General features: G+C 62.8%; 13 protein-coding genes. 5 read left to right on the top strand and 8 right to left on the bottom strand.

Features of this window, described 5'->3' with window-relative positions:
• The first annotated feature begins 2 nt into the window (after positions 1–2).
• Positions 3–860: a peptide-methionine (S)-S-oxide reductase MsrA gene (gene msrA, locus AT395_RS07060; protein ID WP_082117619.1), complete on the top strand. Its 858-nt coding sequence runs from the start codon at positions 3–5 to the stop codon at positions 858–860.
• Positions 861–939: 79 nt separating this feature from the next.
• Here the strand turns inward: msrA and AT395_RS07055 are convergent, their stop codons facing one another.
• The 6 genes from AT395_RS07055 to AT395_RS07030 all read right to left on the bottom strand — a co-directional run bounded on the left by AT395_RS07055 (position 940) and on the right by AT395_RS07030 (position 8,347).
• Positions 940–1,314, bottom strand: a complete 375-nt coding sequence (locus tag AT395_RS07055; protein ID WP_048627694.1) for a VOC family protein — start codon at positions 1,312–1,314, stop codon at positions 940–942.
• 158 nt (positions 1,315–1,472) lie between these two features.
• A complete protein-coding gene (locus tag AT395_RS07050; protein WP_042112426.1) occupies positions 1,473–2,156 on the bottom strand; it encodes a helix-turn-helix transcriptional regulator in 684 nt (227 codons plus the stop codon).
• 46 nt (positions 2,157–2,202) lie between these two features.
• A complete protein-coding gene (locus AT395_RS07045) occupies positions 2,203–3,459 on the bottom strand; it encodes a c-type cytochrome (protein ID WP_042117213.1) in 1,257 nt (418 codons plus the stop codon).
• A 160-nt stretch (positions 3,460–3,619) separates the two neighbouring features.
• Entirely contained in the window at positions 3,620–4,294 is a 675-nt protein-coding gene (locus AT395_RS07040; RefSeq protein ID WP_048627695.1) for a (2Fe-2S)-binding protein, read from the bottom strand.
• Positions 4,291–7,266, bottom strand: a complete 2,976-nt coding sequence (locus AT395_RS07035) for a xanthine dehydrogenase family protein molybdopterin-binding subunit (RefSeq protein ID WP_048627696.1) — start codon at positions 7,264–7,266, stop codon at positions 4,291–4,293. The genes AT395_RS07040 and AT395_RS07035 overlap by 4 nt, the downstream gene beginning before the upstream one ends.
• Positions 7,267–7,843: 577 nt before the next feature.
• On the bottom strand, positions 7,844–8,347 hold the full coding sequence (locus AT395_RS07030; RefSeq protein WP_042112430.1) for a GNAT family N-acetyltransferase: 504 nt from the start codon (positions 8,345–8,347) through the stop codon (positions 7,844–7,846).
• 91 nt (positions 8,348–8,438) lie between these two features.
• Between AT395_RS07030 and AT395_RS07025 the strand changes: the two genes are divergently transcribed.
• Both AT395_RS07025 and AT395_RS07020 read left to right on the top strand, forming a co-directional pair.
• Positions 8,439–9,029 carry a helix-turn-helix domain-containing protein gene (locus AT395_RS07025; protein ID WP_042112432.1) on the top strand — a complete coding sequence of 197 codons (591 nt, stop codon included), beginning with the start codon at positions 8,439–8,441 and terminating at the stop codon, positions 9,027–9,029.
• Positions 9,026–9,601, top strand: a complete 576-nt coding sequence (locus AT395_RS07020) for a GNAT family N-acetyltransferase (protein WP_048627697.1) — start codon at positions 9,026–9,028, stop codon at positions 9,599–9,601. The genes AT395_RS07025 and AT395_RS07020 overlap by 4 nt, the downstream gene beginning before the upstream one ends.
• 73 nt (positions 9,602–9,674) lie before the next feature.
• Here the strand turns inward: AT395_RS07020 and AT395_RS07015 are convergent, their stop codons facing one another.
• Entirely contained in the window at positions 9,675–10,784 is a 1,110-nt protein-coding gene (locus AT395_RS07015) for an alpha/beta fold hydrolase (RefSeq protein WP_072632790.1), read from the bottom strand.
• A gap of 328 nt (positions 10,785–11,112) precedes the next feature.
• Positions 11,113–11,421, bottom strand: coding sequence for a DUF4148 domain-containing protein (locus tag AT395_RS07010; RefSeq protein WP_042112437.1), 309 nt, complete (start codon positions 11,419–11,421; stop codon positions 11,113–11,115).
• 143 nt (positions 11,422–11,564) lie between these two features.
• Here AT395_RS07010 and AT395_RS07005 point away from each other — a divergent pair, with 143 nt between their 5' ends.
• Both AT395_RS07005 and AT395_RS07000 read left to right on the top strand, forming a co-directional pair.
• Positions 11,565–11,843 carry a hypothetical protein gene (locus tag AT395_RS07005; protein WP_048627698.1) on the top strand — a complete coding sequence of 93 codons (279 nt, stop codon included), beginning with the start codon at positions 11,565–11,567 and terminating at the stop codon, positions 11,841–11,843.
• A gap of 487 nt (positions 11,844–12,330) precedes the next feature.
• A complete protein-coding gene (locus tag AT395_RS07000) occupies positions 12,331–12,915 on the top strand; it encodes a GntR family transcriptional regulator (RefSeq protein WP_058375298.1) in 585 nt (194 codons plus the stop codon).
• The last annotated feature ends 25 nt before the right edge of the window (positions 12,916–12,940 follow it).

The following is a 12,940-nucleotide window of genomic DNA, read 5'->3' as shown; positions in this document are numbered from 1 at the left end:
AAATGACCCCCTTCGATCCCCAACACACGTCGCAAATCAACGACAGCACCTCGGGCCAGTCGTCGCGCCGCTCGGTGTCGGTCTCACCTGGCGCGAGCGGTACCTCCGACACACCTATCGCGTCGGCGACTCCCCTTGTCTCCGTCTCACGCCTCCGGCGTGGGCTCGTCGGCGCGGCCGCGGCCGTGGCGGGCGTGCTCGTCTGGCAAGTCGGCGCCTATGCGTTCGGCGGGGCTGAAGCGGCGGTCGTCATCGCCGCACCGAAAATCGACGAACCCGTCACAGGCGCGCATACCGAGACAGCGGTCTTCGCGGGCGGCTGCTTCTGGGGCGTGCAGGGTGTTTTCCAGCATGTGAAAGGCGTAACGAAAGCCGTGTCCGGCTACGCGGGCGGCAGTGCAAAGACCGCCGATTACGAGACCGTCAGCAGCGGTTCGACGGGGCACGCCGAATCGGTGGAAGTGACGTTCGATCCGCAACAGGTCTCCTACGGAAAGCTGCTGCAAATCTACTTCTCCGTGGCGCACAATCCAACCGAAGTGAACCGTCAGGGTCCGGACAGCGGTACCCAATATCGCTCAGCCGTATTCCCGATGACCGATGCACAGCGCAACGTCGCCAACGCCTACATCGCTCAGCTCGACGCCTCGCATGTCTATAGCAAGCCCATCGCCACCAAAGTGGAAAAGTACACGGGCTTCTATGCGGCGGAGACCTATCATCAGGACTTTCTGACCGAACATCCGACGTATCCGTATATCGTCATCAACGATCTGCCGAAGGTGCACGACCTCAAGCGTCTGTTCCCCGCGTTGTATCGCGACACGCCCGTACTCGTGAAGACGGCGTCTGCCAAGTAAGGCTTCGCTGTCATGCGGGAGACCGGGAACGAAAGCGGGCAAGGCGCTCACACGCCTTGCCCGCCCTCGCGTCACGTCATCACTGGTTCTCGGCGAGCTTGTACACGCGTACCCGGTGACCGTCCGGATCGGACGCCACGAAAGTGCGGCCGAAGTCCATCGCCGTGGGCGACTGCACGATGGTGATGCCCCGGGCGCGCCAGTCTTCCCATGTGGCATCCACATGCGCGTCGGACGCCACGGGCACCACGATTTCGCTGCCGCCCGGCGGGGCGATGACCGTCGGCGCCACGGCAAAGCGCGCCCACAGCCCCAGCTTCATGCCCGAAGGAAATTCGAACAACGCGAATCCGGGAGACGCTTCGACCGGCTCCAGATCAAACAGATCGGCATAAAACGCCGCGCTCTCGGGGGGACTCGCAACATACAGAATGACCATGTTCGGATGCAGCATAACTCGCTCCTGTCGATTGTTATCAATGACATCCGCTTCATCGGCCTCCGAATTTCCGGTGCCGCTGCGCGTTGTCATGGATGCCATCGTACGAAGAGATGCTGTCAGTTTTTGTCAGTAGCCGAACGGCCATTTGAAACGCCGCAAACCGTCACAGATCACTGTATTCCGGTTGTCTCGCGCCACGCCTTGAGCAAGGCACGCCGCCCGCGCGGATAACGGGTTTCGATCACGGTCATTGCCTCGATGCGATCGGCACGGAAGTGCCGGAACCCCTCACGCAATTCGCACCACGCGACGATCATGCGCACGCGCTCGAAGAAGCCCAGCGCGAACGGCCAGATGACGCGCTCTGACAGGCGCCCCGCTTCGTCGCGATAGGACAACCGGAGTTTGCGCTCGGCACGAATGGCCTCGCGGATGACAGTCAGATCGACGATCATCGGCGGCAACGGATCGCCCGGACCAATGAGCAGCGTCGAGGCTTCGAGGGAAGCGCGCAAGTCCGGCGGGAGCACCGCCGCGATCTTGGCCAACGCGTTGGCCGCAGCGTCGGCCAGTGCGCCATCGGTACGCCTGGCCACCCAGCGCGAGCCCAGCACGATGGCCTCGATCTCCTCTTCCGAGAACATCAAAGGTGGCAGCAGGAAGCCGGGCTTGAGCACGTAGCCAAGCCCCGGCGCGCCCTCGATATGCGCGCCCTGCGCCTGCAATACCGCGATGTCGCGGTACAGCGTGCGCAGACTCACGCCGAGCGAGTCGGCCAGCGCCGCGCCCGCCACCGGATAACGGTGACGGCGCAGCAACTGCATCAGAGAGAAGAGACGTTGTGTACGGGACATGGCGCATCATTATGCGCCATGCCGATCCGGGAGGTGGCAGGTCAGATCACTTCTGACGCAGTTGTTTGACGATCTCGGAGTTCACGTCGCCCGCCTGCCCGCCGTAGGCCACGCGCAGGTAGTTGCTCAGCTCGGCAATCTGCGCGTCGGTGAGCCGCTTGTCGAAGCCGGGCATATCCTGCATCGCCTCAAGCCCCGGGAATTTCTGCGGCTCGATACCGTCGAGGATCGCCACAATCAGATTGCGCGGATCCTTCTGACGCACCGTCGAATTCCCCAGCATCGACACGGCAACGTGCGGCTTGCCGGTGCCATCGGCCGCATGGCATCCCGCACAAACGGCAAGATACAGATTGCGGCCGGCCGTCAGCTTGCTGGTGTCGGGATTCTCCGGCAACGGCTTCGGTGCCGGAGCAGCATCGCCAAGAAGATACGTCGACAGCGAACGCAGATCGTCGGGCGTGAGGTATTGCGTACTCAAATGCACCACCGGGTACATCTCGCCAAACGCCGAGCCTTGCGGCGCAATCCCCGTGCCGAAGAACGTTTGCAGGTCCTTCACCGTCCAGCCGCGTGCGGCGAGGGCTTCGGGCGTCAGATCGGGCGCCGCAATCCGTGCGAGCGCAGCCCCGCCAAGCGGCTTTGCCTTGTCCAATTGACCGAACGTGCCTCGCGGTGTGTGACATTCCGCGCAGTGGCCCAGGGCGTTGGCAAGATAGCGTCCGCGCAGCCAGTCGGCCGATTGCCCCTTCGAGGCATCGGGCAGCGTGTCTTTCAGGAACATCCAGTCCCACACGCGCATGCCGAAGCGCATGTTGTACGGGAACGAGAGGTCGTGCTTGCGGTTGGGCACCGCCGCGGGCTTCACCGACATCAGATACGCGTAGATGGCGTCGCTGTCTGCACGGGTCATCTGGCGATAGGAGGTGTACGGCATGGCCGGGTACAACGCCTTGTCCGGCGCCACGCCGTCGTGCAATGCGCGATAGAAGTCGTCGGCCGTCCAGCCGCCAATGCCGTTCGTCTTGTCGGGCGTGATGTTCGTGCCGTAGAAGGTGCCGAAGGGCGACTTGAGCGGCACACCGCCCGCAAACGGCGCGCCATCCGCGCTCGTATGACACGCCGCGCAGTCGGCCGCGCGTGCAAGATACTTGCCGCGAGCGATCAGTTCGGACGACGCGTTGGCCGCCGGCGCCGGGGAGGCAGGCGGCGCGGACGTCGTGACAGATGCGGTAGACGCAGCAGACGCGGCAGCGCCCGGTGCCTCTGCGGCGATCGCGCTCGTGACCAGCGACGGCAGCATCGACGTCTTCGGTTTCGGCGGCTGCGCAGGCTCCGGTGGCTTGGGTGCCGTCGAGTCGTTGCACGCGGCAACGAGCAGCATCGCGGCGACGCACGCCGCCCGCGTACTCCATCGGGTGACGCGATTCAGGCTCATGGCATATCCCCTCATTTCGCGTCCTTCATTTGGCATCCTTAATACAGCCGGGCGTCTGGAGAATGACGTCGCGCACGGCCTCGTAGTAGCGCACGTAACCCGTACACCGGCAGATCTGATCGTTAAGGCCCGCCGTGATCGCAGCTTCGAGATCGGCACGCGCGACCGGGTTGCGCTTGAGTCCCTCGATCAGCACCGTCGCCGCGTTCACGAAACCGGGTGTGCAATAGCCGCACTGAAAACTGAAGTGATCGAGAAACGCCTGCTGAATCGGCGCGAGCGTGAGCTTGCCGTCGGCATCGCGCGTCGCATGGCCTTCCACCGTGCGTACGGTCTTACCGTCGAAATAGTTCGCCCCGGTAATGCACGTACGGACCGTCTCGCTGCTGCCGTCCGCGTGATCGACGATCACTACGCAAGCGTGGCAAATGCCCTGCCCGCAGCCCAGACGCGAGCCTGTCAGGCCCAGTGTCTCGTGCAGGAAGTCGATCATCATCAGACCGGCCGGCACGTCCATCGGTCCATGCGAGACGCCGTTGACCTTCACGGTCACCGGCAGGGTTTCCCATGGCTTCTTGCCGCTCGCCGAAGCCGGCGTTGCCGCTGCCGATGCAGCGCTCGCGCCGCTCATGTCCTGTCCCGCGCCCGTCGTCGCCGTGGCGTCCGACGCGGCTTGCGGTGCGCTCGAAACGTCCGTCATGCCAGTACCTCCTGGATCTTCTCCGGTGTCACCGGCAAATCCGTAAATCGATGGCCAATCGCATGCGCGAGGCCGTTCACAATCGCGCCCACTACGGGGATCATCACCACTTCGGCAATGCCCTTGGGTACATCTGTCTCGGAAATCGGCGGCAGCACCTCGCCGGTTTGCGTCCATACCGCAACGTCGACCGCGCGCGGCAAGTGATAACGATTGAAGTTCCACGTGCCGTTGCCCGGACCGTCTTCATACAGCGGCAGATACTCGTGCAACGCGTGGCCAATGCCCATCGCAAGACCGCCCTGCAACTGGCCCGAAACGAGTTGCGGCGAAATCTGGTTGCCGCATTCCATGATGGAATGGTGCGTGAGCAGCTCGACCTTGCCGGTCGCCTCGTGCACCGACAACTCGACGAGCGTGCCCACTGCGCTGTAGTACGTGACCGCCGCGTTGTTACGCTGCACCGGCGGGTAATACACGCGCTTGCGATCGACCGTGCGATAGCCGGTGCCCGGCGTGGGGGCCGCGACCTGCATGCCCGCAGCACCCGCATTGGGCGACGGCGCGCCCGCCCCGGCCTTCGTGCCCTTGCCCGCTGCGGCCGACGCAGATTTCGCCGGCGCGTTGCCGCTGCGATGTGCGGCCTTCGCTGCGGGCGTCTGTGCCGCAGGCGCCTGTCCGGCCGCCGCGGCCGCATTCGCGCCGCCTTTGCCGAAGCGCAGCGCAATCCCGTCGACGGGCAGACGCTGCGTCACACCGTCGCCCAGATCCCAATCGGCTTCCGCCCACTGCCAGCGATTGAAAACGTGCACCGTTGCGCCGGTCACCAGTCCCAACTCGTGCGCCGTCTTGGCGAGCATGGGTAACGGCAACGCCTCTAGCCCGGCAGCCGAGAGTTTGCCCTCGACCCAGCGCGCGTCTTCGGCTCGCACGACCAGCGGGGCCGCCTGACCGCCCCCCAGTCCGCGACGCCAAATCGATAGCGCCGCCGGCCATAGCCCTTGCATGAACAACAACCGAGCCGCTTCGCGGGTGCTATGCGTGAAGTAAAACGCGGAGTTCGTAGCACTCGATGGCGACGCATACCCCGGTGACCAACGCGGATTGGCAGCGAGCTTGTCCTGCTCGGCTTGCGACATCAGGTACGGGTCCCCGCTCGTCACCACCGGCAGTTCCGGCCAGTCGGTAATCGCGACGTGCACGTCCGTTGCGGGCATACCCAGCCATTTCGCCACGGCGACCGCCTGCGATGTCGAGGTGCCGGTGCCGATCTCGGCGGCCGTGTGGTGCAACGAAATCTTGCCGGTCTCGTCGATCTCCACACGCGCGAACGAGGTCTCGGCACCGGTGCCGAAGTCCTTCTGCACGCATGCAAATCCCACCCCGTAGCGACGTCCGGGATGCGCAGCCTCGTACTCTGCCTTCTTCTTGTCGCGCTGCGTCCATAGCGGATGCGCCTTGGCACGGGCGAGCACTTCGTCCACGCGAACGGCCCCTGCGGGGATCGCGCCCTGCGTGTTCTTCATGCCCGAGCGCAGTGCGTTCTTGAGACGGAAATCGATCGCGTCGACACCCAGTTGCGCCGCGATCTCGTCAATCATCATTTCCGTGGCGGCCATCGACTGCAACGTGCCGTAACCGCGGGCCGAGCCTGCGTCGATCGCACGCGAGGCAATCGCCACACTCGCCAGATCGCTTTGCGGGAAGTAGTAGATCGATTGTGCGGCTGTCGCGCCAACCATCGCCACCGAGGGCGAAAAGTTCATCCGTCCGCCGCCGTTACACTCCATGTCGGCAGTCAATGCCTGGAGCAGCCCGCTCTCTTTGTCGACGCCGATGCGATAGCGTATGGTGAATGCGTGTCGCTTGAGCGAGGTCTGAAACTGTTCGTAGCGGTCGTTGGCCAGCCGCACCGGCAGGCCGTCGCCGTACATTGCCGCAGCCAGCCCGTAGAACGGCATGTTGTAGTGGTCCTTGGAACCGTAGCCGACCGTGTAGCACGGATAGACAATCAGGCGCTTGACCGGGAAGTGGCCCTTGGCCACCATCGCGGCAGCGTTCTCGGCAACTTCGGACGGCGATTGCGTCGGTACGACCATGTGCAGCGTTTGCGTGCCGGCGTCGTACCAGCAGTTGGCGTTATCGGGCTCGAGCGCCGCCGTGTCGATCGACTGCGTACGGTATTCGCGCGACATCACCAGCCAATTCGCCGGCGGGTGCGAGAGCGACTCGCCGATCTTGCCTGCGTAGGCCATACCTTGTTCGTCGAGCTTGCCGTGATCGTTGCCGTCAGGCCAGACAGGCAGATGTTTGCGCATCATGCTTGGAAAGATCGGCGCATCTTTCAGACTTGAGTAGACGTCATCGTCGTAAGCCGTCTTGCCACCAACGCGCACGTAGCGGAAGCTGCCCCACGGATCGCGCTCGAGCGGGCCCGTCACGTCGCCGTAACGAATGATCTCGTCGTGGAACTTGAGCTTGTCCTTGGCGAAACGGAAGCGCGTGAAGTCGCGATAGATCAGAATCGCCACGGCATGGCCGAGATAAGCGGGTGTCTTGCCCGCCGGCAGCAACATGTCGTCGCCGTAGAACTCGGGGAATGCAATACCGTCTCGCGCGAGATCGTCGGCGGTCACGATACGGTCGGGTTGCAGACCGTCATCCAGACGCGAGAGATCGAAGCCGAGGTAGGGCCGGTCGGCACGCGTCACGCGCAGCACGAACGCATGCGCCTGCTGCGCGGGCCAACCCGGCATGTCGCGCGAACGGACGTCGCGCGCAAAGATCTTGGCACCCGTTACCTTGGCGGTGCCGTCGATGCGGAATTTGGCTTGCCCCTTGGCGGCATCCCACGCAACGGGCGTGAGGTTCTTGTCCTCGAACAGCGCAGCGAACGCCCGGCTGCCCAAAGGCGCGATAGACACGGAGATGCCCGCAATCACCGACGCCTTGAGGAACCCGCGACGCGACATGGCGAAGCCGGGCGCAGCATCGGGACGCTGAGAACTGTGGGAAGACTGGGGAAATTCGGAAACGGCGTCGGGCCGAGCGTCATCGCTCGACACAGCCGCAGGAGGACAGTGTTTTCTTGGCAGGCGCGGCATAAGCGTTCCGTCCGTCTTGTTTTGGGGGGACGTATCACGTTTCACAAAGCTCGCGAACGACAAGACAGCACTGCAACGCTCACGGGGCCGCGACGTCGGACTTCACGTCAACGACCCACGATGCATGTTCACAATGCGTGACATTCACCTGCCGTGATGCGCTCGTGAAGTTCTATGCGAACACACTTCATGAGTGACACCGGACGTGCCAAGGCTACACGCCCCCCATGGGAATGACAAGGTTAGGCATGCCGCACTGCGTGAGAACGCCAGCGATATGTCACGCATTGCGCACCATATGGCGGGCGAGAGCGGGCGATATTTGAATGGCGTGATGTTGCCTATGCCCAATGAGAAATGCCGCTATATCTGACAAGACATAGCGGCATCGAATTTATGTTGCAGCGCAGGCTTTCCGGGATCGATCGTTCGGTCGCGCAAGCGTTCAAGAGATGCGCAATTCCATGCACGTCAGATCGAGCCAGCGGCCGAACTTCGTGCCGACTTCGTTGAACGTGCCGACCCTGCGAAAGCCGAGTTTTTCGTGCAGACGAATGGACGGTGCGTTCTGCGCCTCAATGCTCGCAATCATCACATGGATGCCGAGCGCTCGAGCGCGATCGATGAGTGCGCGCATGAGTGTTTCACCGGCACCACCGCCGCGCGTGTGCCTGTCGACATAGATCGAGTGCTCGACGGTATGGCGGTAGCCGTCGAATGCGCGCCAGTCACCGAACGACGCATACCCCGCGACCTTGCCATCGCGCTCGGCCACGATCACGGGAAATCCGCGCGCCACGCGTGCCGCCAGCCACTCGCGCCGGTTGTCGACGTCGACCAGCACTTCGTTCCAGATGGCAGTCGTGTGCTCGACGGCATCGTTGTAAATGTCGCGAATGGCGATGAGGTCGGCGTCGGTAGCGTCGCGAACAATGAACGAGGAAGTCATTTGGAAGGTCCCGCAGGCGAAAGGCCGTGAATGACGGCGTGAACGATGTTATCTATTTTACTGGAAATTAATTTCCATTAGACTGGAAGTCATGGACATTAACGAACGCATCGCACGCCGTGTGCGCGAACTGCGCAGCGAGCGTGGCTATTCCCTCGACACGCTGGCCGAGCGCAGCGGCGTGAGCCGTTCGAGCATCTCGCTCATCGAGCGTGCACAGACCAGCCCTACGGCCAACGTGCTCGACAAGCTTGCCACTGCACTCGATGTCACGCTCGCCTCGATGTTCGAGGTTCACGCGCAGGACGATGCACCGCCCTCACCGCTCGCCCGGCGCGCCGAGCAGCCGGTGTGGACAGATCCGGATTCTGGCTATGTGAGACGCAACCTTTCACCGGCGCAACCCTCGCCGTTGCAGTTCGTGGAAGTACAGTTCCCGGCCGGCGAGCGTGTGGCCTACGACACCGGCGCGCGAGACAACGAAGTCTGGCAACAGATCTGGGTGATCGACGGCGCCATCGAAATCACGCTGGGCGATACCACCTGGCGGCTCGATACCGGCGACTGTCTTGCGATGCGGCTCGATCAGCCGATCGGCTTTCATAATCCGACATCGGTAAGCGCCCGTTATCTCGTCGGGCTCGTAACGTTGCCGTTTGTCGCACCAAGGAGAACCCCATGACGTCAGCTTCGTGGTCTATCGCTTTGCAACGACTCGACGGCGCGCAAGCGCTTGCCGCCATCGACGCGCTCACCGACGTACTCATCGACTGCGTAGAGGGCGGCGCCTCGGTGAGCTTCATGCTGCCGCTCACGCGCGAGCGCGCTGCCGCGTTCTGGCGCAAAGTGGCCGAGAGCGTAGCGCGTGGCGAACGCGCATTGCTCGTTGCCCGTCGTCGTCAGTCGTCGGGGACAGCGGATGCATACGGTACGGCGAACGATGGCGACATCGTCGGCACGGTCCAGCTGGTTCTCGATCTGCCCGAGAACCAGCCGCATCGTGCAGACGTCGCCAAGATGCTCGTGCACCGCTCGGCAAGGCGCCGGGGTGTTGCGCAGCAGTTAATGGCGGCCCTCGACGAGGTGGCGCGCGACGAAGGCCGCCATGTGCTGGTGCTCGATACCGTGACCGGTGGCGACGCCGAGCGGCTTTACCAGCGCAGCGGCTGGCAGCGCGCGGGCGATGTGCCGAAATTCGCGCGCATGCCCGACGGCGCGTTCTGTAGCACCACGTTCTACTACAAGCACCTCTGATGCATCGCCGGGGTTGCCGGTGCGCGCGGCCGGCGTTTGCGTGGTCTGATTGAATTCACGCCTTGGGGCGGGCTTAACGCACCGCCGCCAGACCGCTGAGCAGCGCCTTGTGGAACGTTGCCGGATCTTGCATCTGCGGCGCGTGGCCGAGTTCGGGAAACTCCACCAGCGTCGCGCCGGGAATGGCGGCTTGTGTCGCCTTCGCGAGCGCGGGGTAGTGTCCGATTCGCGCCTGCACCTCCGGCGGCGAGAAGTCCTTGCCGATGGCCGTGGTGTCTTTGTCACCGATGAGCAACAAGGTCGGCACCCGAATCTGCCCCAACTCGTAGACCACCGGTTGCGTATAGATCATGTCGTAGAGCAACGCCGAGTTCCACGCGACGATACGCTTCCCCTGTCCTCGATACATGCCCGCCAGCATCTGCACCCACGGCTCGTAACGATCGCTCCATTGTCCGGCGTAGTACGTCGCCTGCTCATAACGGCGAATGCCCGCCGCCGTGGTGCGTAACTCCCGGTCGTACCACTCGTCCACGGTCTTCGACGGCACCCCCAACGCCTTCCAGTCTTCCAGACCGATCGGATTGACGAGCACCAGTTGCTGCGTCTCGTTCGGATACATCAGTGCATAGCGCGCCGCCAGCATGCCCCCTGTCGAGTGCCCCACGATGGTTGCCGTCTTGATGCCCAGCGATGCCAGCAGCGCATGCGTGTTGTTCGCGAGTTGCTGGAAGCTGTACTGATACTGGGCCGGCTTGCTCGACTTGCAGAAGCCGATCTGATCCGGTGCGATTACGCGATAGCCCGCGCTGGCCAGCGTGTCGATGGTCTCCCGCCAAGTGGCGGCACAGAAGTTCTTGCCGTGCAGCAGCACGACGGTGCGCCCATTGGCTTGCTCGGGTTTCACATCGAGATACGCCATATGCAACGGCAGGCGCTGCGACGTGAAGTCGAATCGATTGACCGGATAGGGATAGTCGAAGCCCTGCAACTCTGGGCCATAGGCCGGACCGGCGTTGCTTTGCACGTTGTCAGATGCGGTCTGCGCAGCACGCGCAGGCGTAGCGCTCAGGGCTACGTTCAGAACAACGAGGGCGGTAAGGCTGACGAAGGCGCCCGCCCGTAGCGCCGCAACGGCTTGTTGCGACACACGGCGCGCGCGCAGGCTAAGCGATAACGTCATGAGAGATAAGCGCGCCGCAGCACGCGAAGTGGCACAAAGCGGAATGACGCGATTGTGCCACGCAGTCTCCGTAGGTGGACGTCACGCAAAAAGCCCGCCGCAAGTGCGACGGGAAAGTCCTGTGCGCGAAACCACGCACAGCGACAGGAGCCAGCAGGAGATCACCGGCGTTGCCTTCGGCATCGCAGACGATACCGAGAGATCGCAATGCGATGTCAAACGGTCTGGCTGCCGACGCTAACGTTCCTGAAAAGGAGGTCAACGCCGCAATGCAAGCGGCACGCGACCGCGCCCGGCGATCCGGGGCGGTCGCGTGCCGTGGTGAGGCTTAGTTACCGAAGTAGGTCGTGCCGGCACGTTGCAAGCCGCCGACCGAACCGGCTGCCACCGGGGCTGCGGCAGTTGCCGGTTGGGCGCTGGGCGCAGCCTTCGGATACACGGTATCGTGTTGAACCACGAGGCCGGCCTTCTGGGCCTGAATCAGTTCTTCACGAACTTGGGCACGGGTGAGTACGCTGGTTTGGGGCACCCACGAGAATTCCGACGGGCCGTCGAAAGCATCGCTGGCAAAGGCCGAGCCGGCCGACACAGCCAGCATGGTAGAAATCAGGGCTGAGGTAATAAGAGTGCGCTTCATGGTCTTTCTCCTGTCTTTTGAAGGGGGCGATGCTTGATTCATCGTCGACAGTTACAGTCTATTAGTGCGCATATTAATAATAAATACCAACGTTAATAATCAATTATTTCTAATTTAGCAATTATTGAGCGGGAGGGCGGCGAATGCGATTTCATGTGCATCACACCCATCTCTACCCTGGCGCACGACTAACAGCGCTTGAGGGGCCGAAAGCACCGGCGGGTAACGTGATCCTGGAATTCAGCGATGGCGCAGGCAGCGCCGGCCAGTACCAGTGTTTCGCCGATGGCTCGCTGACACTGGATGTCGCGCCCTACCGAACGACGGCGGGCGCGCAGCTTCCCGCCAAGCACTGGCGGCTCAAACCTACCGGCGAGCGCGACATTTGGTGCGTAGAAAGAAAACTCGACATCGATCGATAACCCCTCCTGACCCAGGGTTATTCAGCACCGCTGGTTCACATCTTCATCATTTTTGTTGCCCTCAAGCGCGACGTATGTTTCGGTACCCGCAACGCCATGACGGCAGGTATTCACACAACAAGTGAGTGAGCGCGAACCCCGCTATGGCGGGCGTTATTGTATTTTCAGACGCTTCAAACGCCCGTATAAGCGAGCACTCGCTTCGGAAACCGAAAGAATTGCGCGAAATCTGATGCCATTGATGCATTGCATGCATGGCTGCCACGACGGTGAGGTTCCGGGGAAGGGTTTTGAAGGCGCGGAAAGAAACTCGGTAAAATCCGCTGCGGCATGGGGTGCCCGCTGAACGCGGCCCGTGTTCTGGACGGGCATGGCTGCGGCATCTCGCCGAAGTACACGGCGCGCGCGCCGCTCAATGGAAGACAAGCATTAGATGAAAGCGCCCAGCAACCTGATTACTGGAGATGTGCGGACCAAAATCCGCAGCATGATTCTCACCTCGGAACTCAAGCCGGGGCAGCGCCTCATCGAAGACGATCTGATTCAACGGCTCGGCGTTGGCCGCACGCCCGTACGTGAGGCCTTGCTCATTCTGCAAGGCGAGGGTTTCATCGCCCGCAATCGCGGGTGGGAAGTGCAGGGCATCGATCATCTGCAAGTCCATGCCATCTTCGAGAGCCGTGTGGCCATCGAAGCGGAAACGGCACGGCTCGCCGCCCGGAAGATCTCCCCCGAAACGTGCGATGCCCTGGCCGCGCTCATCGACCAGATGGAGCCGGGCAGTGACTTGCCGCGTCTTGCTATCAATCGCCTGAATACGGAATTTCACGATCTGATCGTAAAAGCCGCCGATAACGTGGTGCTGGCGCAGTTTCACGAGCGCACCCAGTTCTATTACTGGGCGTTGCGTATTCCCGTGATGTTCTCCGACGAACAACTGAGCGCCACCAACGCCCAGCACCGTGAATTGCTCGCCGCCCTGCGCGCCCACGACGAAGAACGGGCCGAGCAGATCGCACGCGCCCACGTCGAGACCACGCGCGGTATCGTGGAGCCCGCGCTGCCGCGCTGACTCCGCACCCGGCGAGGCGCACCGT

It is taken from the genome of Pandoraea apista, from assembly GCF_001465595.2.
Classification (GTDB): domain Bacteria; phylum Pseudomonadota; class Gammaproteobacteria; order Burkholderiales; family Burkholderiaceae; genus Pandoraea; species Pandoraea apista.
This window is presented reverse-complemented; position numbering and strand designations above follow the sequence as displayed.